The sequence below is a fragment of the Alteraurantiacibacter palmitatis genome (assembly GCF_037154115.1).
Taxonomy (GTDB): domain Bacteria; phylum Pseudomonadota; class Alphaproteobacteria; order Sphingomonadales; family Sphingomonadaceae; genus Alteraurantiacibacter; species Alteraurantiacibacter palmitatis.
In genome coordinates this window covers 192,777-212,989 of sequence record NZ_JBANRO010000005.1, presented here as the reverse complement: position 1 = coordinate 212,989, position 20,213 = coordinate 192,777, and the positions used below count along the sequence as shown (strand labels likewise).

At 65.8% G+C, this 20,213-nt stretch carries 15 protein-coding genes and 1 tRNA gene; 12 read left to right on the top strand and 4 right to left on the bottom strand.

Annotated features, from left to right (window positions below; all coding sequences use genetic code 11):
* Nucleotides 1–47: 47 nt before the first annotated feature.
* Entirely contained in the window at nt 48–1,280 is a 1,233-nt protein-coding gene (locus tag WFP44_RS07825; protein ID WP_336925878.1) for an RsmB/NOP family class I SAM-dependent RNA methyltransferase, read from the top strand.
* Nucleotides 1,281–1,338: 58 nt separating this feature from the next.
* Nucleotides 1,339–2,457, top strand: coding sequence for a hypothetical protein (locus WFP44_RS07820; RefSeq protein ID WP_336925877.1), 1,119 nt, complete (start codon nt 1,339–1,341; stop codon nt 2,455–2,457).
* Between the two features lie 7 nt (nt 2,458–2,464).
* On the opposite strand, the gene msrA is transcribed toward WFP44_RS07820, so the two are convergent.
* Nucleotides 2,465–3,001, bottom strand: coding sequence for a peptide-methionine (S)-S-oxide reductase MsrA (msrA, locus tag WFP44_RS07815; RefSeq protein WP_336925876.1), 537 nt, complete (start codon nt 2,999–3,001; stop codon nt 2,465–2,467).
* A gap of 102 nt (nt 3,002–3,103) precedes the next feature.
* Between msrA and WFP44_RS07810 the strand changes: the two genes are divergently transcribed.
* The 7 genes from WFP44_RS07810 to WFP44_RS07780 all read left to right on the top strand — a co-directional run bounded on the left by WFP44_RS07810 (nt 3,104) and on the right by WFP44_RS07780 (nt 14,897).
* Nucleotides 3,104–3,970, top strand: a complete 867-nt coding sequence (locus WFP44_RS07810) for a class I SAM-dependent methyltransferase (protein ID WP_336925875.1) — start codon at nt 3,104–3,106, stop codon at nt 3,968–3,970.
* A gap of 49 nt (nt 3,971–4,019) precedes the next feature.
* Nucleotides 4,020–4,895 carry an N-carbamoylputrescine amidase gene (gene aguB / locus WFP44_RS07805; protein ID WP_336925874.1) on the top strand — a complete coding sequence of 292 codons (876 nt, stop codon included), beginning with the start codon at nt 4,020–4,022 and terminating at the stop codon, nt 4,893–4,895.
* On the top strand, nt 4,835–5,392 hold the full coding sequence (folK, locus tag WFP44_RS07800; protein WP_336925961.1) for a 2-amino-4-hydroxy-6-hydroxymethyldihydropteridine diphosphokinase: 558 nt from the start codon (nt 4,835–4,837) through the stop codon (nt 5,390–5,392). The genes aguB and folK overlap by 61 nt, the downstream gene beginning before the upstream one ends.
* A 17-nt stretch (nt 5,393–5,409) precedes the next feature.
* Nucleotides 5,410–5,485, top strand: a tRNA-Lys gene (locus WFP44_RS07795).
* A gap of 81 nt (nt 5,486–5,566) precedes the next feature.
* Nucleotides 5,567–7,699, top strand: a complete 2,133-nt coding sequence (locus tag WFP44_RS07790) for a glycoside hydrolase family 43 protein (RefSeq protein WP_336925873.1) — start codon at nt 5,567–5,569, stop codon at nt 7,697–7,699.
* Nucleotides 7,700–7,833: 134 nt separating this feature from the next.
* Nucleotides 7,834–9,135, top strand: coding sequence for a surface lipoprotein assembly modifier (locus WFP44_RS07785; RefSeq protein WP_336925871.1), 1,302 nt, complete (start codon nt 7,834–7,836; stop codon nt 9,133–9,135).
* Nucleotides 9,136–9,167: 32 nt separating this feature from the next.
* Nucleotides 9,168–14,897, top strand: coding sequence for a hypothetical protein (locus WFP44_RS07780; protein ID WP_336925869.1), 5,730 nt, complete (start codon nt 9,168–9,170; stop codon nt 14,895–14,897).
* Between the two features lie 134 nt (nt 14,898–15,031).
* On the opposite strand, the gene WFP44_RS07775 is transcribed toward WFP44_RS07780, so the two are convergent.
* Genes WFP44_RS07775 through WFP44_RS07765 form a run of 3 tightly spaced genes read right to left on the bottom strand, consistent with a single transcriptional unit; the run spans nt 15,032 to nt 17,713 of the window.
* A complete protein-coding gene (locus tag WFP44_RS07775; protein WP_336925867.1) occupies nt 15,032–15,640 on the bottom strand; it encodes a hypothetical protein in 609 nt (202 codons plus the stop codon).
* Nucleotides 15,637–17,046 (bottom strand): sensor histidine kinase, encoded by a 1,410-nt coding sequence (locus WFP44_RS07770; protein ID WP_336925866.1) that lies wholly within the window; start codon nt 17,044–17,046, stop codon nt 15,637–15,639. The genes WFP44_RS07775 and WFP44_RS07770 overlap by 4 nt, the downstream gene beginning before the upstream one ends.
* On the bottom strand, nt 17,036–17,713 hold the full coding sequence (locus WFP44_RS07765) for a response regulator transcription factor (RefSeq protein ID WP_336925865.1): 678 nt from the start codon (nt 17,711–17,713) through the stop codon (nt 17,036–17,038). The genes WFP44_RS07770 and WFP44_RS07765 overlap by 11 nt, the downstream gene beginning before the upstream one ends.
* A 206-nt stretch (nt 17,714–17,919) precedes the next feature.
* Between WFP44_RS07765 and WFP44_RS07760 the strand changes: the two genes are divergently transcribed.
* From WFP44_RS07760 to WFP44_RS07750, 3 genes are read left to right on the top strand one after another with little or no spacing between them, the layout of a single operon-like run.
* Nucleotides 17,920–18,645 carry a hypothetical protein gene (locus WFP44_RS07760; protein ID WP_336925864.1) on the top strand — a complete coding sequence of 242 codons (726 nt, stop codon included), beginning with the start codon at nt 17,920–17,922 and terminating at the stop codon, nt 18,643–18,645.
* Nucleotides 18,646–18,700: 55 nt separating this feature from the next.
* On the top strand, nt 18,701–19,735 hold the full coding sequence (locus tag WFP44_RS07755) for a mannose-1-phosphate guanylyltransferase (RefSeq protein WP_336925863.1): 1,035 nt from the start codon (nt 18,701–18,703) through the stop codon (nt 19,733–19,735).
* A 16-nt stretch (nt 19,736–19,751) separates the two neighbouring features.
* Entirely contained in the window at nt 19,752–20,210 is a 459-nt protein-coding gene (locus tag WFP44_RS07750; RefSeq protein WP_336925862.1) for a DUF2721 domain-containing protein, read from the top strand.
* Nucleotides 20,211–20,213: the final 3 nt, after the last annotated feature.

The following is a 20,213-nucleotide window of genomic DNA, read 5'->3' as shown; positions in this document are numbered from 1 at the left end:
AGATGGCGGCACTGGCGCGGCATTGCAATGCGGCTTAAGGGCCGGGGATGACCGATACCGCAGGATTTCCCGCCCGCCGCGCCGCGCTGCGCCTGATGGACGCCGTGCTGCGCCGGGGCGAAACGCTGGAACAGGCCGCGCCCGGTGCCTTGCGCGGGGTGGAGCGCGGCGATGACCGCGCGCTGGCCCGCGCCATTGCGAGCGAGGCCTTGCGCTGGCTGGTCGATCTCGACGCGCTGATCGACACGGCCACGCGCAATCGCCTCGCCGATGATGCCAAGGTGCGCACCGTGCTGCGCCTGATGCTGGCGCAGACGCTGCGGCTCGATACCCCGCCACACGCGGTGGTGGCGACCTGCCTGCCGCTGCTCGACGGCGGGCCGCGCCGTCTGGCGCATGGCGTGTTCTCCACCCTGTCCAAGCGCGGGGCATCGCTGCCCGATGCGCCGACCTTGCCCGACGGCGTGCATATGCGCTGGGGTGCGCTGGCAGAGGAGGTCGCGCCCGCGCTGGCCGCGCCCCCTCCGCTCGACCTGACTTTGAAGGATCACGCAGGCACGGCTGAATGGGCTGCGCGGCTGGGCGGCATCTCGCTTATGCCGGGCCATGTGCGGCTGGCGCGCGGGACGGCGGTGGAAAAGCTGGACGGCTTTGGCGAAGGCGCGTGGTGGGTGCAGGATCTGGCCGCCAGTCTGCCTGCACGCCTGCTGGGGCAGGGGGAAGGGCGCAGCGTGCTCGACTTGTGCAGCGCGCCGGGGGGCAAGACGCTGCAACTGGCGGCAAATGGCTGGCGCGTCACCTCGCTCGACATGAGCGAGAAGCGGCTGGAGCGCCTGCGCGAAAATCTCGCCCGCACCGGGCTTGCTGCCGATGTGATCGAGGGCGATGCGTTGCAATGGGAGCCAAGGCTGCCGTTCGATGCCGTGCTGCTGGACGCGCCCTGCACCGCCACGGGCACCTGCCGCCGCCACCCGGACGTGCTGCACCGCATCGGGGTGCGCCAGATCGCGGATATGGCGCAATTGCAGGCCGCGTTGCTGGCCCGCGCCGCGCGCTGGCTCGCGCCGGGAGGGCGGCTGGTTTACGCCACCTGTTCGCTGGAGGCGGCGGAGGGGGAGGAGCAGGTGGCCGCCATCACGCTCGCCCCCGATCCTATCCGGACGGAGGAATTGCCGCAAGGCCTCGCCCCCACGGCGCAAGGCTGGCTGCGCACGCATCCGGGCCTGTTGCCGGAGGCGGGCGGGCTGGATGGCTTCTTCGTCGCGCGTTTCCGGCGTTAAGGCAGCGCTAACCATATCGGGAAAGCCTATCGGCACCATATCGCCCTAGGCTTGGTCCATGGCCCTTGCTCAACGCCTTGAAATTGCCGACCACGAAGCGCGCCTTGCGGCGGGCAATTTCACCGATGGTCCCTATGGGAGCCTGCTGGGCGGCCGCATGGGCAGGCCCAAGAAGAAGCCCGTCCTCGTGCTCGATCCCGATGAACTGGCCGAGGCGCAGGTCGCCATGGCGATGGGCGGGGCGCGGATCATGGAAGAGGCGGGCGATCCGCTGGCTGCTGAACGCCGCCCGGTGCCGTCGATGCTGCTGGGCCTCGCCCCGATCGACGCCGAGGATGAATGGGAACCGGAAGCCGCGCTTGTCCCGGCAGCCGATATGGCTGTTGCGGAGGATGGCGAGGAGGCCGCAGCCGACGAGGAGTGGGCAGATGAAGCTCAGCCCGATACCGGGCCTTTCGCCGGGCTGACCAGTTCTGCGCCATGGCGCGATGCCGATGAAGCCGATTCCATGGCCCCTGACGCTGCTTCTGCCGAAGCTGCCATCCCCTCGATCGAGGAGCAATTGGCCCGGATGCGGCACCTGACAGCGCCGCGCGTGCCGCCGGTGCAGCCGCCCCTTGCTGCCGCCGCACCGCCCGTTCCTTCGGCGTATGAGCCGGAACCGCAGGTCGAACCTGAGCCTGAGCCTGAGCCTGAGGCAATTCTTCCTGCGCCGACCATGCCGGAAAGCCCGCGCACTTCCCCGGTGGAGCGCGCTTCGTCCATCGAACGGCTGGGCGATATGTGGCCTCCTGTGGCGCCGCCGCCTGCCATGTCCGCGCCGACCTCGCTGCCCGATCCCGGCATTGCCTGGGAAGAACCCGAAGCGGCGGAAGCCGACGGGGCCGACATGGAGGAGCCGGTGTTCGACCTGCCGATCAAGGCCATGCTGGGCGATGCTGCGCCGGCCATGGCGCCTGCGTCATTCCCGATGGATGACATGGCGCACGCCGCTGACGGCCCCGACCTTGCATGGATGATGCCCAAGGAGCCGCGCCAGCTGCATATCGAGGAGGGCGCGCACAATTCGCTGCGCGCACGCCTGCTGCGCGAAGAAGCCGAAGCGGCAGAGGACATCAGCCCGTCGCTGTGGGATCGCTTGCGCCATTGGCTGGCGGGGCTTGTATCGCGCCGGTAAGGGCGTTCTAGCCCTTTACCTTGGCGGCAAAACTCTTGCGCAATTTCATCAGCTTGGGCGGGATCACCGCCAGGCAATAGGGATTGCGCTGGCCTTCGCCATACCAGTATCCCTGGTGATAGTCTTCCGCCGGATACCAGATGGCCGGACCTTCGATCGTAGTGACCGCCTTCTTGCCCGGATGCTCGGCATTCCAGCGGGCAATGGCGGCCTCGGCCTCGGCGCGTTGCGCATCGTCCAGCGGGAAGATCGCGCTGCGGTATTGCGTGCCCACATCATTGCCTTGCCGGTTCAATTGCGTGGGATCATGCGTGCCCATGAACATATCGTAGATGTCCGCCAGCGAGACCGTATCCGGATCGAAGGTCACGCGCACCGCTTCGGCATGGCCTGTCACACCGGTGCACACCTGCTTGTAGGTCGGATCGGCCACCTGCCCGCCGATATAGCCGCTCTCGACGCCCGTGACGCCCGCCACATCGTTGAACACCGCCTCGGTGCACCAGAAGCATCCGCCCGCAACGATTGCCTGACTGCTTGCCATCTTGCTGTCTCCTTGAGCGGCATAGATGGTACCGAAAGACCCGCTTGTCATCCACGGCCTTCGGTCTAGGCTGGCAGCAGCACATTGTCCCATGCCCCCCCGATGGAGAAGATCATGCGAATTGCCGCCGCTCTGCTTTCTGCCTGCGCGCTTGCGCTTTCGGCCCCCGTTGCCGCGCAGGCACCTGCCGCCGCGCATCATCACGCCGCCCATCCGGCCTTGGCCGAAGTGCTGGCAAGCCCGATCCGCGATGGCGACCGGGCGCGCGACCGCTGGCGCAACCCGGCCGAAACGCTGACCTTTTTCGGGGTCGAGCCGGGGATGACGGTGGTCGATTTCATGCCGTCGGGCGGCTGGTTCAGCCGCATCCTGATCCCCTATCTGGGCGCAGAGGGCACGTATATCGGCCTCAACCCCAATGTCGGGGAAAGCGGCGGGCCGGGCTTTTTCCAGTCGATGCGCAACACTGCCGACAATTTCCCCGGTCAGGCTGCGGGATGGGTGCCGCAAGGTGGCGCGCGGGTGATCGGCGCCAATATCGGCAGCGTTCCGCAGGAACTGAACGGCACGGTCGACCGCGTGATGATCATGCGCGAGATTCACAATATCCGCCGGTTTGGCTGGTTCCATGATCTGGCGGTGACCTTGCGCGCCATGCTGAAGGACGACGGACTGGTAGGCGTGGAGCAGCACCGCGCCCCCGCCGATGCGCCCGCATCCTATGTGCTGGGCGATAACGGCTACCAGCGCGAACAGGATGTGATCGCGCTGTTCGAAGCCTATGGTTTCGAACTGGTTGCGCGCAGCAATATCAACGCCAACCCGGCCGATCCTGCCATTTGGGAGCGCGGCGTCTGGTCGCTGCCCCCCAGTTTCGCCGGTGCGCCCGAAGGCAGCGAGGAACGCGCCCGCCGCGCCCAGATTGGCGAAAGCGACCGGATGACGCTGCTGTTCCGCAAGCGGCCCTGATTGGCTTCCGGCGCTTGAGGTAGAGGAAGAGGGCGGCTAAGCGCAGCGCATGACCACGCTGACCGTCGCCGCCCTGCAACTGCCCCTCGGCTCCTGGGATGAGGCCGAGAATATCGCCGCCGTGTCCGCTTTGGTGGAGGAGGCCGCGGCAAAGGGTGCGCAGCTGATCCTGCCGCCCGAATTGTTTTCCTCCCCCTATTTCTGCCGCGAGGAGAAGGACGATTTCTTCGCGCTGGCGAGGCCACTGGCCGAGCACCCTTCGGTGATTGCGATGCAGGCGCTGGCCGCACGGTTGAAAGTGTCCATCCCCACCAGCTTCTTCGAGCGGGACGGGCACCATTATTACAACACGCTGGCGATGATCGGGCCGGATGGGCAGATCATGGGCACTTACCGCAAAAGCCACATTCCGGATGGGCCGGGTTACGAGGAAAAGTTCTATTTCCGCCCCGGCAATGACGGGTTCAAGGTGTGGGATATTCCCACACCGACGGGCATGGCGCGCATCGGCATCGGCATCTGCTGGGATCAATGGTATCCCGAAACCGCGCGCTGCCTGGCTTTGCTGGGCGCGCAGGTGCTGCTGTTCCCCACCGCCATCGGGTCCGAGCCCAAGGATGCGGGCATGGACACCAGCCGGATGTGGCGCCGCGCGATGATCGGCCATGCAGTGTCCAACTGTATGCCGGTGGTCGCCGCCAACCGGATCGGCATGGAAGGCCCGGAAGACAGCGGCATCGGCTTTTACGGCCACAGCTTCATTTGCGACGAATGGGGCGATTATCTGGCGGAATACGGCGCTGCGGAAACCGGCGTGCTGGTGGCGACGCTGGATCTGGATGCCGCGCGCCGCCACCGGGCCAGCTGGGGCTTTTTCCGCGATCGCCGCCCGCAGCTTTACGGGCGGATTGCGGAGGATATCTGAGTCGGCACCACTATCTGATCGCGCTGGGATCGAACCAGCGCCACCCGCGCATCGGCCATCCGCGCGCTGTTCTGGCGGCAGTGGCGCGGATCATGGATGGGCCGCTGGGACACGTGGTGGCCATGGCCCCGGTGATCGAAACCGCGCCCATTGGCCCGTCGCTGCGCCGTTATGCCAACGGGGCGTTGCTGCTCGAATCGGATCTCGATCCGCTCGAACTGCTGGACGCGCTGCAGGCGGTGGAGGCGCAACTGGGCCGGGTGCGGCGCGGGCAGCGCTGGCGTTCACGGGTGATTGATCTCGACATTGTGCTCTGGTCGGGCGGCGTCGTGGCCTTGCCGCCGCGCCTGATCGTGCCGCATCCGCTGTTTCGCGCGCGCAGCTTCGTGCTGCAACCGGCGGTGGCGATTGCGCGCGGCTGGCGTGATCCGCTGACCGGCCTCACGCTGGCGCAGCTATATGCGCGCTTGACCCGGCGCAGCCCCCTGCCTAGGTGACGCCATCCCAAAGGCGTGGGCCCGTAGCTCAGTAGGTAGAGCAGCTGACTTTTAATCAGCGGGTCACAGGTTCGAATCCTGTCGGGCTCACCATTTTCACCTCCTCCACTCCTTCGCCAACTTGCTTGAAATTGTCGGAGTAATAGGCTCTCCTTTGCGCCAAGGAGAGCGCGTGTGCGGGTTTGGCTGATATGTCTGGCAGCTTTGGTTCTCGGCAATCCTGCCGCGGCGCAAACCGCGCCTGCAACGGGCTGGACGGCCGACAACGGCAACGGCACCTTCACCAACCCGCTGTTCCAGGACGAGTTTTCTGATCCCGACATCATCCGTGTGGGCGAAGATTATTACATGACCGGCACAACCATGCATGTGATGCCCGGCCTGCCGCTGCTGCATTCGCGCGATCTGGTGAACTGGCGGCTGGTGTCCTATGCGTTCGACCGGCTCGACCTTGGCCCCGGCTGGCGGATGGAGGAAGGGCAGGAGATTTACGGGCAGGGCATATGGGCGCCTTCGCTGCGCTATCACGATGGCGAGTTCCATATCTTTGCCAATGTGAACGGCCACGGCCTCCAGCATTTTCGCACGCGCGATCCGGCAGGGCCCTGGACGCACCGCTCCATTCCCGGCGATGCGCATGATATTTCGGTGCTGTTCGACGATGACGGGCGCGTCTGGGCGGTGACAGGCTATGACGAGGTGCGCCTGATTGAGATGGCGCCAGACCTGTCGGGTTTCCTCCCCGGAACCGAGCGGGTGATTATCCCTGCCGGCAATGCGATGGGCGAAGGGCATCATTTCTACAAGATCGGCGGGCAATACTGGATCATCAGCGCCAATTACGCGCCCACCGGCCGGATGCAGGCAGCGCGCGCGGATCGGCTGGACGGCCCGTGGGAAACCGCCGTCATCAGCGCAGGCGAGACGATGGGGACGCAGCGCGGCTGGTGGCTGGCGGATAACGGCCTCGGCAAGCCGCTGCCCGGCCCCGGCGCGCGGTTCGCGTTTACGCGGCCGCAAAGCGCCAATGCCCATGGCGCCACGCCGTTGCATCAGGGCGGGCTGGTGCAATTGCCCAATGGCGATTGGTGGGGCTTTTCGATGATGGATACAGGCGCGATGGGCCGCACCACATTCCTCTCGCCCGTGCATTGGCAGGACGGGTGGCCGATGTTCGGCCTGCCCGGCAATCCGGGGCGATCCCCACGCACATGGGTCAAACCTGCCACCGGGCATCACCAACCGCCGACCCCGGCATGGGATCGCACTGACACGTTCGATGGCCCGGCGCTGCAACCGGTGTGGCAATGGAACCATCACCCCGACGACAGCCGCTGGTCGCTTGCCGAGCGGCCCGGATTCCTGCGGCTGCGCCCGCGCCCTGCGCCTGATTTTTTGCGTGCGCGCGGCAGTTTGACGCAGCGGGCGCTGGCTCCCCTGTCCGAGGCAACCGCGCTGCTTGACGCCAGCGGCCTTGCGCCGGGCGATATTGCGGGGCTGGGCCTGCTCAACCTGCCGCACGCAACGCTGGGCGTTGTGCGCGACGGTGAAGGGTACACGCTGCGGCTTTACGATCAGGCAAGCGACACCGTGCAGACCACGCCAATGGCCGGCCCATTGGTGCATCTGCGCCTGACTTTCGATGCGCGGGTGGAGGAGGCCCGCTTCGGCTACAGCACGAACGGCACCGACTTCACGCCCTTTGGCGAACCGGTCCGCACACCTTACCAGCTCAAGACCTTTCAGGGCGTGCGCTTTGCCCTGTTCGCCTACACCGCAGATGGGGATAGGGCGGCTGGGGAAAGCGAAGGCTGGGCCGATTTCGACCGTTTCACGGTGACAGAGCCGTTGGCCGACCGCAGCGAAAATGTGCCGCTGGGCCGCGTCATCACGATGCACAATCTGGCGGATGAGAGTCTTGCCTGGGCCAGTCCGCACGGGATGCTGCACCATGTCAGCGCCGCATCGGCCAGCGCGGCAGGCGCAGCTGTGCGTTTCCGTGTGCATGACCGGGGTCTGGGGCGCGTGGCGCTGGAAGCGGTGGAGAGCGGACGCTTTCTGGTGGTAACGGGTGCGGGGCTTGCCGCCGATATGCGGCTGATCGCACCCGATGGCCTGCGCGATGAAAACGCCTCGCTATTCCAATGGCAGGATATGCTGGGGGGCGAGTTCATGCTGCTTTCGCTGGCGACCCACCGCTATGTCGGTTTGCAACCGGGCACGGGCGATCCCTATGCCGCCAACCTTGCCGGTGCCTCGCCCGATCGCCGCAACGGCGCGGTGCTGCGCTGGCAAGCGGCGGATTGAGCGGCCGCCCCGCACCGCCGTCACGATCCTAACGGGCACTGTCACAGCTTCAACCGGGCTTGTCAGCGGCGGATTTGCCCTGCTTGCCATAGGCTTGCCCCCACTTCGATCCTTCGACTTGGGGAACAGGGCTGATGATGTGCAAGATGTGGGTAACGCGCTTTCTGCCGGCGATGGCGGCCTTGCTGGCGGGTGTGGCGGGCTTGCCCGCAGCCGCGCAGCAGCAATCGCCCGAAGCGGCGGCAGCCGCATATGCCGCGCTTGCCCCGCAGGAAGCGACGCGCGCGGGCGATCCGGAATTTGACTATGCGCTGGGCATTGCCGCGCTCGACAGCGGGAATTACGGCGCGGCGATCATCGCGCTGCAACGCGTGCTGGCGGTGCACCCCACCCATGCCGCCGCGCGAGCCGAACTCGCCCGCGCCTATGCGCTGGCGGGCGATATCGACACTGCACGCCGCGAATTTGCGACCGTGGTGGACGATCCCACCCTGCCCGATCCGGTGCGTCAGCGCTTTACCGGCTTTGTGCGCCAGTTCGACCGGCAGATTGCCGGCGGCGGCAGCGATGTGTCGGGCTTCCTCGATGCGCGCGCAGGGTATGACGACAATATCAACGCCGCCACCGACCTGACGCAGATCACAATTCCGCTGTTCTCCTTCCTGGGGCCGGGCCAGTTGGGGCCGGGTGCGCGCGCGCAAGGGGACGAGTTCTACGAGCTGACCGGCGGCGTCTCGGGCGTCACCGCCATTTCGCGGCAGGATCGCCTTTTTGCCTCGGTGCTGGGCAGCTGGCGCGACAATTTCGACACGTCCGCTTTCGATACGGCCAGCCTGACCGGCACGGCGGGCTTCGCGCACAGTTTTGCCAACCGCGATGTCCTCTCGCTGTCGGGCCAGGTGCAGCGCTTCTGGCTGGACGGGGATGGTTACCGCAACAGCTATGGCGCGGTGGCGCAATATACCCGCGTGCTGACGCAGGGCCGCGCGATCACCCTGTCCGCGCAATTCAACCGGCTGGATTTCGATACCCAGCCCCTGCTCGATGCCGACCGGTTTGCCGTCGCGCTGGGCTATGTCACGCGCAACCTTTCGGCCACGCTGTCCGGCGGCAAGGAAGAAACGCGGCGGCAGGCGGGCGATGCCTATTCCAACTGGTTCGCCAACGCCTCGCTGGGCGGGGAATATCCGCTGACCGAGCGGCTGGCCGTGCAGGGCGGGATCGCTTTCGATATGCGCCGCTATGACGCGGCCGACGTGCTGTTTCTGGTGAAGCGGCATGATGAACGGGTGGACGCGCAGATCGGCCTGAAACTGGCGCTGACCGACAGCCTGTTCTTCCAGCCGCGCGCCAGCTTCACGCGCAACTGGAGCAATATCGCCCTTTACGATTACGACCGCTTCACCGTCTCGGCCGGTGTGCGGCTCGAATTCTGATCCCCTTCACGCGACATACGGGAGCCAGCCTCATGATCCGCCAGACGACTCTCTCCTCACCTTCGCGCCGCCCGCTGGGACGCGCGCTGTTTCTCTCCGCCTCGCTGCTGGCGCTGGCCAGCGTTCCGGCGCAGGCCTCCAGCGTGCTGTTCTCCTCTTCCGGACGCACTCATGTGCCCGGCGGGGAGCGTGTGGCCCACGGCACCGGACTGTTGCAACTGCGGCAGGATAACGGCGCCACCCTGTCGTTCAGTGAAGGAGCGGAATTCACGCTCAACACCGACGATTCGGTATCGCTGCACAGGGGCAGCGTGACCGTGGCGGGCGCAGGCGATGTGGTGACGGTGGTGCGGATGCCCGACGGGGTGGAAGGCCGTGTGGGCGGCAGCGGCAATGCCGCCAGCTTCACCGTGCAGGAAAACGGAGAGAGCGATGGCCATGCCTTGAGCGGCAATGTCACCATCAATCGGGGCCGGGTGCAGCGCACCTTTGCCGCCGGGCAGATGTGGGCCGCGGCGGGAGGCGGCAATATCCGCCAGGTGGTGGCGCGCGCCAGCCAGCCGCCGGTTCCGGGCAGAGTGGCGCCGCAGGACGTGCCGGAGCTTGCCGATCTGGGTGAAGGCGGCCCGCTGGCCGCGGCGGAAAACGGCCTGCCAGTCTCGCTGGGCGATGGATTGGCGGCGGCGGGCGCGGCGTCCGATATTGTCGCGCTGGGCCGGCGGGTGGATGCGGCCAATGGCAATCCGCGCCTCGACACCTATCCGGTGGGCGATCTGGGGCAGCTGGTGGCGCTGGCGGCCAATCTGCAAGGCTTCAATGGCGGCAGGCCTTTCCCAGCCGCGCAGGCCGACATTATTCGCACTTACTTGCGCTATCTCGCCAATGGCGGATCGGGGGCGCAGTTCCTTACCGCCTATGCCGGGTTCCTGTCGCAATATCTCGACCTGATCCGCGCGGGCGGCGTGCCGACGCAATTCCCCGGCGCAAGCCAAGCCGATATCAATGCCTTCCTTGCCTATCAGGCCAATCTGGGCCGGCTGGCCGAGCTTTCGGCGCGCAACCGGGTGCTGGCCGAGGCCTATCTCGCCTTCCTGCGCGAAGGGGGCAATCCGAACCTGTTTGCCAGCCGCTATACCGATCTCGTCACCGCCTATTTCGCCTTCGTGCGCGAAGGCGGCAACCCGACCGAATTTGCGGGCGCATCGCAGGACGTGCTCGACAGCTATATCGCCTTCCTCGCCAGCAGCGGGCTGGCGCAGCAGCTTTCGGCGGATGACCAGCAGGTGCTGGCCGATTACCTTGCCAGCGGCGGCTTTGCCTTTGCCGAAACCTATGCCGCAGCGCTTGCCGGCTATTTCGATTATCTGGCCCGTGGCGGCGTGCCCAGCGCGTCCTCGACGCTGACGCCGGAACAGCTGCGCAACTATCTTGAAGCGCTGGACCGGTCGGGCCTGTTCGCGCAGCTTCTGGGCGAGAAGGCAGGCTTTTATGCGGCATACCTTGCGCATTTGCAGGGCGGCGGGGGCGTGGATGATTTTGCGCAGCTCAACGCGAATATCTTTGCCGGCTACGCCGGGCAGCTCAACGCCTATTTCGCCTTCCTGCAAGGCGGCGGCCTGCCGTCCGCGTTCAGCGGCGATGTGGCGCAGCTCAACGCCTGGCTCGCCGCGCTCGACGATGCCGATGCGCTGACCGCGTTTCTGGGGAGCAATGCGGGCTTCTTTGCCGATTACCTCGCCTTCCTGAAGAGCGGCGGCGATATCGACCTGTGGGCTGGCCTCAACGCCAATGTGTTTGCGGGTTATGCCGCCGCGCTTGATGCCTATTACACCTTTCTGGCGCAGGGCGGGCTGCCATCCAGCTATACCGCGCTGACGCAGCAGCAGATCGCCGCCTATGTCGCGGCGCTGCAAGCAGCAGGTGCAACGGGCGCGTTCTTGGGCGGCCTCTCCGATTTCTACACCGGATATCTCGCTTTCCTTGCAGGCGGCGGCGATCCTGATCTGTTCACCGGCCTGCCTTCGCTGAACCTCCCGGCCTTTGCCTCGGCCTTGAACGCCTATGCCGAATTCCTGGCCGCCGGCGGGCTGCCCGGCGATTACACGGGCGATGCGCTCAATGTGCTGGCGATCTATCTCGATGCGCTTGGCCGTTCGGGCGAACTGGCCGCGCTGCTGGGTGGCAATGCCGATCTCCTGAACGATTACTTCGCCTTCCTGGCGGGCGGGGGCAGCGCCAATCTGTTTGCGGGCCTGCCCGTCTATCAGACATATGTCAGCGCCTTGCAGGCCTATTTCGCTTTCCTCGATGCCGGCGGCTTGCCCGGCGATTACACCGCGCTCACCGCCAGCCAGATCCGCGACTATCTGGCCGCTCTGAACGCGGCGGGCGGCTTTGCAACGCAATTGGGCAGTCTGTCCGATTTCTTCACTGCCTATTTCGCGCATATTTCTGCAGGCAACCTGCCCGGCACGTTCTCCGGCCTGCCGGTTTACCAAAGCTATGTGGCGGCGTTGAACGCCTATTACGCCTTCCTTGCGGGCGGCGGCTTGCCGGGCGATTACACTGCGCTGCCGTTGGCAACGCTGCAATCCTATCTGGCGGCGCTGAACGCGGCGGGCGGGTTTGGCGCCTATTCGGGCCTCAGCACCTTCTTTGCCGATTACTTCGCCTTTGTCAGCGGGGGCGGAGATCCGGCCAGTTTTGCCGGCCTGCCGATCTATCAGGATTATGTGGCCGCGCTGAACGCCTATTATGCCTTCCTGGCGGCGGGCGGCTTGCCGGGCGATTACACCGCGCTGACGCAAAGCCAGATCGAAGCCTATCTGGCCGCACTTTCGGGCGTGGCGGGCGGCTTTGCCAGCTTTGCGGGCCTCAACACCTTCTTCACGCAATATTACGCCTTCATCCAGGGCGGCGGCGATCCGGCGGATTTTGCCGGACTGCCGGTTTATGCCGATTATCTGGCGGCCATCAGCGCCTTCTACGCCTATCTGGCCGGCGGCGGCCTGCCATCGGGCTACACCGCGCTGACGCAGGCGCAGATCCAGGCCTATCTGGCGATTCTCGATGCGCTGGGCCTGCTCGCCGCCAATTTTCAGGGTGCGGCGCTGGATTTCTGGAGCAATTACCTTGCCTTCCTGACCGGCGGCGGGATTCCCGATGAATTCACCGGCTTCCCCGTGGGCAACCCGGTGCAGATCGCTAGCGGCCATACGTGGATTTCCGATCCCAACGGCATCGGCGTGGGTGCCACGACCAGCGTGGATGTGGCCGCCAATGGCGTCATCGGACAGATCAGCTATGCCAGCACTGCCGTGCGCAATTTCGCCAGCGACGGCAATTACACCGCGATGGAATCGGGCAAGATCGGCAGCGATGTCGCCTGGACACGGTTTGCGCGGCCCACCGGCACGATCTATTCCAACTGGAACAGCCATGTGCTGACCGGCGCCGTGCCCACCAATCTGCCGACCACGGGCAAGGTCGATTACATCCTTGTCGGTGGCACATCGCCCACCAACCAGCAGGGGGCGGCAGGATCGGTCGGTTCGTTCGAAGGTTCGCTGGCGGTCAGTTACGGCACACCGCCGCGCGTTGGTTTCGAGATGGATGTCTACATGGACAATCGCGGCTGGCGCGCCACCACCACGGGGGGATCGGCCAGCCCGCAACTGGGCGGGTTCCAGCTCAATACTTCCACGGGCCGGTTCGAAGGCGGGATGGAGACCACCGGCATTCTGGGCGCGGCCTGTGCGGCTGCCTGTTCCAGCTATGTGCGCGGCGGTCTGTTCGGAGACGGGGGATCAAGCGCAGGCCTTGTCTACACCGTCAGCGACACGAATGCGCAGATCACCGGCATCGCCATTTTCGGCACCAGCGGTGTGGAGCTGGACAGTCTGGGTACGCGGCCTGTGATCCCTGCGCCGGTTGTGCGGCCTGTCGATCAGCCGGGAAGTTTCACCTCAACCAGCGGCAGTGCCGCATTGAGCGGCATCTTCAACAGCCCGGTATCCGGCGTGCAGGGCTTCCGGCAAAATGTCAGCACCGGCACCTGGGCGCTCGACGGGGCGAACGGCCCGCTGAACATCGCCATTACCGCCGGCGGCAACTACACGCGTAATTCAGCGCAGGCGTTCGAAGTGCAGGGCAATTCGCGGTTGCTGATCGGCCGCTGGTCGGACGGCCCCTATTCCGAATTCAATCTGGCCGCCAATCAGGGCGCGCATTTCCTGCTGGCGGCGCCGCTTGCCAGTTCGCTGATGCTGCCAACAGGCCGGGTCGAATACAATCTGATCGGCGGCACCAGCCCTTCGTCATCGCGCGGGTTAAACGGCCTCGGCACGATTGAGGCAAGCCTGGCGATCGCCTTTGGCCCGGCGCCCAAGATCGGCGTCCAAGGGCAGATTGTCCTGCCCGCCGGATCGCAGGCAGGATATACCTACAGCTTCGGCAGCGCGGCCAGCCTTGCCAATCCGAACATCAACATCACCATCCCCAGCCACGGACGCTTTGCCTTTGAAACGCAAGGCAGTGCCACCAATGGCAATGCCGGGACGATCTATTTCCAAGGCGCGCTGGCCGATGAATTCGCCTCGCAACTGGGCTTTACCTATCTGGCGCAGCTTTACGCCAATAATGGCAGCGGCACCTTCCGCGACGCGATCAACGGCGCGGTGATTTTCGGGCGCAGCGATCTGTATCCCGATGCAATCGTGGCGGGCACCCCGCCGCCGCCGCCCCCGCCTCCGCCGAATGGTGGCGGAACGCTGACCGGTTACACGGGCGGGTTTGATCCCATCACTCCGCGCACCTATTTCCTGACAACGGTAACCACCCCGTCGGGCCTGATTCCGGGCGGAGAGAGTGCCTTTGACGCCTCGTCCTACACGGTGGATGCGAATGGCGGTCTGCTCTCCTACACCCGCTCGGGCGGAGCCACGCGCACACGCGGCACAATGAGCCAGACCGATGTCTTCGGGAATGCCGATGTGCTGATCGGCCGCTGGGCTGACGGGACGAATACCGGCGGAACGCCGTTCACGCTCAACGCCAATCAGGGTTTCCATTACCTGTTTGTGCGGCCCACGCCGACTGGTTACACCCTGCCTGCATCGGGCGTGATCCATTATGATCTGCTGGCGGCGACAAAGCCGACCATCGTGGACGGATCGCTTGCCCCCGGCAGCTTCACCGGGGACATGGCGATTGTTTTCGGCGCCCAGCCCAAGGTTGCCCTTGAAGCGACCATCACGATGGCCGGGCTGACGCTGGGATATGCCACTACGGGCGGGATCGCCAACCCGCAGGCCTCCACCACGGATCTGCTGTATAACCCCATCGGCCATTTCGGCTTTACCGTGCCGGGCGTGAGCGGGGGGGCAAATTGTGCAGGAGGAACGAATTGCTCCTTCACCGCCTTTGGTTCCATTGCCAACGATGTCGACACGCTGGGCATCACCTACACCGCGCGGCATAGCGGCGGGAATGGCAAGGAAGTGATCGGCGCGGCCATCTTCGGCAACGGGACGCTGTCGGGCGGGAACAGTGGCAGCGGCGGAGGCAGCCAGTCGCTGCAATCTGTGGGCAGCGCGCCCGAACAGTGGAGCCGCTGGGAAGCGGGCGAGGCGGCATCGGGTCTGGCGCCTGTCACCTTTGTTGCACCGGGGCTGGAACAGATCGCCGGCAGCGGCATTCTCTATTCGGCCGACCAGCTCGCCCAGCTTGAAGCCTATATGGCGCGGCAGGCCGGAGTGAGGTGAGACGCGACGGCGGGGCCCTGAGCGCACCAAGCGCAAATGGGCCCCGCACCCGAATGGCCCGCCGGGATTGCGACCCCCCGGCGGGCCCTTTTGCTTTGCATTTGCGGCGTGACGTGAAGTGATCGGCGGAGCGCTCAGCGGATCACGATATAGACGCTGGCTGGTTCGCGCCCGCGGTTTTCCAGCTCGATCGAGAAACGCTCGGTATAGATCGGCAGCCAGTCACAACTGGCATTGGGGGAAAGCTGCTTTTGGCACACAGCCTCGGCCCGGGGGTTGGCAATCGCCAGCGCCACCTGCCCCCCGCCGCTGGCCTGCGCGGCAATCTGCGCGCGCTGCCCGGCAAAAAATATCTGTTCGATCCGAACCCTCTGCCCTGCCGCCACGCTGGCGCGGCGATAGGCCGGGCCCAGTGTGCGCCCGCGCCAGGGATTGCTTTCATTCGCCCGATGCTGGCTGCGCCATTCGCCCAGCGGATCATCTGGCGCCCCTTCGGCAAGCTGCACATTCATGGCGTCGAGGCGTTCGATAAGCGGCGCGCGCTGTTCCGGCTGCGCGATGGAGTCCGCCGCAGCCAGCAGCGCGGCCGCATCGAGCAGCGGATTGCCGGTGGATGGCAGGAGGACAGCGGGTCGCGCAGCGACGGATTGTCCCGAGACGGATTGTGCTGCCAGCGGGTCGTTGCCTGCGGCCGCGCATCCGGCGGCCAATATGGCCAGCGATGTCATGGCGAGGCGTTTCATCCGGCTGTCTCCCCTGCATTCCACATGGCGTGCGGCTTGATGATAAAATGCGCGCCCACACGCGAATCGGCAAGCGCAATCCCCATGCCATGGCGCAGCGCGATCGCGCGGGCGAGCGCGAGGCCCAGGCCATGGCTGGTCTTGCCCGCCGGGTTCTGGCCGGTGCGGAACCGCTCGAACACCAGCGGGCGCAGTTCGGGCGCGATGCCTGGCCCGTCATCGCGCACCTCGATCACCGGGCCGCGCGCCACCGAAAGGATGATCTGCCCGCCGCGCGGCACATATTTGATCGCATTGTCGAGCAGGTTGGAGATGAGCCGCGTGAGTTGCATCGGTTCGCCCAGGATCGTCACATCGGGCTCGATGAAGGTGCGCAGGGTCAGCCCCTCTTCCTCCGCGCTGCCCGCGTAAAGCTCGGCCAGATCGCTGGCGAGTGCGGACAGATCGACCGGGGAAAGCCCTGTCATGTCCCCCACCCGCGCTTCGCTGCTGGCAATGTCGAGCAGCGAATCGAGCATGGTCACCACGCCGCGAATGTCCCGGCGGCACTGGTCGATCAGAGCGGGGTCAGCGCCATCGGGCAGGCTGCGCATCGCCCCCACCAGCCGGGCATCGAGATGGGTGAGCGGGGTGCGGATTTCATGTGCAATGTGATCCGACATATGCCGGTGCGTGCGCGCCAGATTGGCGGAGCGGGTGATGGCGCGGGTGCTGAGCGTGGCGAGTTCGCCGATCTCGTCATCCCATTCGCTTTCGGCCAGATCGGGATCGCGCCCCTCTTCCGCACTGCGAAACGCCTTGCTGATGGCGCGGATGCGGCGGCGCAGATTGCGCGCCGCACGCCGGGCCAAGAGGCCGCTGGCCAGCACGATCAGCGTGGCTACCGCACCAAACAGCGCCGCCTGCCGCAGCAGGGCGGTGCGGTCGCGTTCGTAGGTGCGCGCCACCAGCAGATCGATATCCGGCCCCAGCCGTGTGGCGCGGGCAAAGACGCGGGTGCCGTCATCCAGCGTCAGGAACCCTGCCTCGGACAGGGCGGCGCCCAGATCGGGCCAGCGCGCCACATTGCCGGCCAGCACGGTGCCATCGGGCCGCGCGGCCAGATAGCGCGCGCGCCGCCCTTCCAGACTGACCAGCGTCGCACGGTCATCCAGCCGCGCGAGCAATTCCGCCTCGCCCCCGGTGGCGTAAATGTCGACGAGGCCGGCAATGTCGGTGTCCACCGTCATCGCCAGCGACCGTTCGGTTGCGCGCCAGGCTTCCCATGTTGTGATCGCGAACAACAGCGCCAGCGCGACCAGCGTGAACAGCATGGCCCGCCGCACGATCCGCGCAAAGATCGATCGCGCGGGCGGTATGGCCCGGCTGGCAGGGCCGCTTTCGGGCAGGGGAGAGCTATTCGCCACGCGTCAGCCGGTATCCCGTACCCCAGATCGTCTCCAGCGCAGGCTTGTCGAAACCGGCTTCCAGCTTGCGGCGCAGGCGGCCGATATTGACATCAACCACATTGGTCTGCGGATCGAAGTTCATTTTCCACACATCGCGCAGCAGCATATCGCGTGTAACCGTCTCGCCCGCATTCTCCATGAAATAGCGGAACAGCTCGAACTCCTTGGGGCTGAGCGGAATATGGACATTGCGGCGAAAGGCGGTGCGCGCCTTCACGTGGCATTCGAACTGGCCGTAGATGATGATGGCGGAATGCGCGCGCCCTTCGGCCCGGCGCACCAGCGCTTTCAGCCGAGCCAGCAATTCCTCCGGCTCGTACGGCTTGGCGAGGTAATCATCGACGCCCGCATCAAGCCCTTCGACCCGGTTGCTTGCCCGGCCCAGCGCCGACAGCATCAGCACGGGCGCATCCACGCCGCTTGTCCGCAGGCGCTCGACAATTTCCAGACCGTCCATGTCGGGCAGCATCCGATCGAGAATGATGGTGTCGAACGGTTCCATCGCGGCGCGGCGCAAGCCGTCCTGCCCACGCATTTCCCACACTACCTGCCAGCCCTGCCGCGCCAGCAGAGCCGAGACATCGGCAGCCGCATCGGCATTGTCTTCGACATACAGCAGTTTCATGCCCAATGTCCCTTGTCCGATGCCCCGACCGATGCCTTGCACACGCCAAATTCCGGCAGTGGCGTCCAAATTGCAGCCTTGCCGGAAAACGGCAATAAACCAGATCACCGCGTCTGAGGCGCGACTTGGCTTGTCGCCAAGATGACAAATGCCGTTAGAATTGCAATTCTTGTCATGGCGGGCAGTAGGAGACACGCAAGGTGGTGGTGGGAGACGGCAGTATCTATCAACCGCGCCGCCGCCCGCGCTGGTGGCTGATTGTGCTGATCCTGCTCGCCCATCTGGCGGCAGGCGCGCTGCTGATGCGGTTGCTGGCCCCCGATTTCACTGCACGCATGGTGGAGCAGGCGATGCGCGGCTTTACCGTGACAATCACCAGCCCTCCGCCGCCGCCCGCCCCCGAACCCGATCAGGAGGACGAGGGCGCGGCCGGTGATCCGGGGCAGCAGGCAAATGCGCGCGAGGTGGCGGCACCGGCAAATCCGGTGCCCGTCAATCCCAGCCCCGTGCCGCGCGCAGCCTCTACGGGAACCGAGAACGCATCCGGCGCGCGCGAGAGCGGCGATGGCACCGGCGCGCAGGGGCCGGGCGATGGCACGGGCAGCGGCAATGCGGGGCAGGGGCGCGGCAGCGGTCTTGCCAGCGGCCCTTCGGTCTTGTCGGGCAGCATCAATTCGGCACGCGATTTTCCCATTCCCGAAGGCGGACGGCAGGTGCGCGAGGGCACTTCGGTGACAGTGGTGTTCACCGTGGGTGTGGATGGGCGCGCCTATGATTGCAGCGTGTCGCGCGCCGGGCCTGATCCGGCCACCAATGCGCTGTTGTGCCCCTTGGTGATCGAGCGGATCCGGTTCACTCCGGCCCGCGATGCCAGTGGCAATCCTGTGCCTGCGCGCTATGGCTGGCGGCAGGACTTCTTTCGCCGGCAATAATTCGCGCTGAGATGCGATTCAATGCCTGCGCAACCGGTATTGGAGCTTGGCCCCTATGACCTTCATCCACCCCGTTATCCTGTGCGGAGGCAGCGGAACGCGGCTGTGGCCCGTCAGCCGCAAGGCCAAGCCGAAGCCCTTTCTTCCGCTGGTGGGGGAACGCACGCTGTTCGAGGCGACGCTGGACCGCTGCGCCGATCCCGCCCGGTTTGCCGCGCCGATCGTGGTGGCAGGCGCACAGCATCTGGAACACATCACCGCGCAGCTTGGCGCCAGGCCCGATGCCCGCGTGATCGTGGAGCCTGAGGCCAAGAACACTGCCGCCGCCATTGCGCTTGCCGCGTGCCGCCTGCCGCAAGACGCGGTGATGCTGGTATGCCCCAGCGACCATTTCATTGCCGATGTGACGGCGTTCCGTGCAGCGGCAGAGGCGGCCGCCCGGCTGGCGGCTGAGGACTGGCTGGTCAGCTTCGGCATCACCCCCACCGCGCCTGAAACCGGCTTTGGTTATCTCAAGCGGGGCGCCGCCCTGGATGGAGGCTACCGTATCGAGCGCTTTGTCGAAAAGCCCGATCTGGCGCGCGCGACGGAGTTCCTGGCGGATGGGGGGTATAGCTGGAACGGCGGCATCTTCGCTTTCCGGGCAGGCGCCTTTTTGGCCGAATTGCGCAGCCATCGCCCGGATATCGCCGCCGGGGTGGAACAGGCGGTGGCGGGCGGCAAGGCGCAAGGCGCGGCCTTTTATCCCGCGCCTGAACCCTTTGCCGGGTTTGACGGGGAATCGGTCGATTACGCGGTGATGGAAAAGACCGCCCGCGCGGCGATGGTGCCCGCCGCCATGGGGTGGTCCGATATCGGCAACTGGCACGCCCTGCGCGACGCACGCGAAGGCGACAGCGATGGCAACCGGGTGGAGGGCCGCGCCGAACTGGTCGATTGCCGCAATGTGCTGGCGATAACGGATGGTCCGCGTATCTCCTTGATCGGACTTGCGGATGTGGCAGTTATCGTGAATGGCGATGAGGTGCTGGTCACCACAATGGACGGCGCGCAGAAGGTGGGCAAGCTGACCGGCGCGGTTCAGCAATAGGAGGGAATTTCAGGGCATGGACATGGGCGGAGGGCTGATCGCGCAAACCATCCAGCTGGCACTGGCGCCGGTATTCGTGCTGGTGGCGATCGGGAATATCATGAACATCCTGTCCAACCGGCTGGGCCGCGTGGTGGACCGCAGCCGCGTGTTGCAGGCCCGCCATGCCGAAACGCAAGGGGCCGAACATGACGCGATCGTGCGCGAAATTCGCACCGTGGATATCCGCATCAAGCTGATCGGACGGGCGATCCTGCTGCTGGTGATGTCGGGCCTCGCCATCGGGTTGACCGTGGCGCTGCTGTTCCTGCAGGAATTTGCCGATTTCAGCCTGCAACCCGTGGCGGCAGCCGTGTTCATCGCCGCGATTGCCTTGCTGATGGCGGCGCTGTGGCTGTTCCTGCGCGAAACGCGCGAAGGGACGGCCGCCTTGCGTATTCCGCGCAGCTATCTTGAACTTGACCGAAAGCTGTAAAAA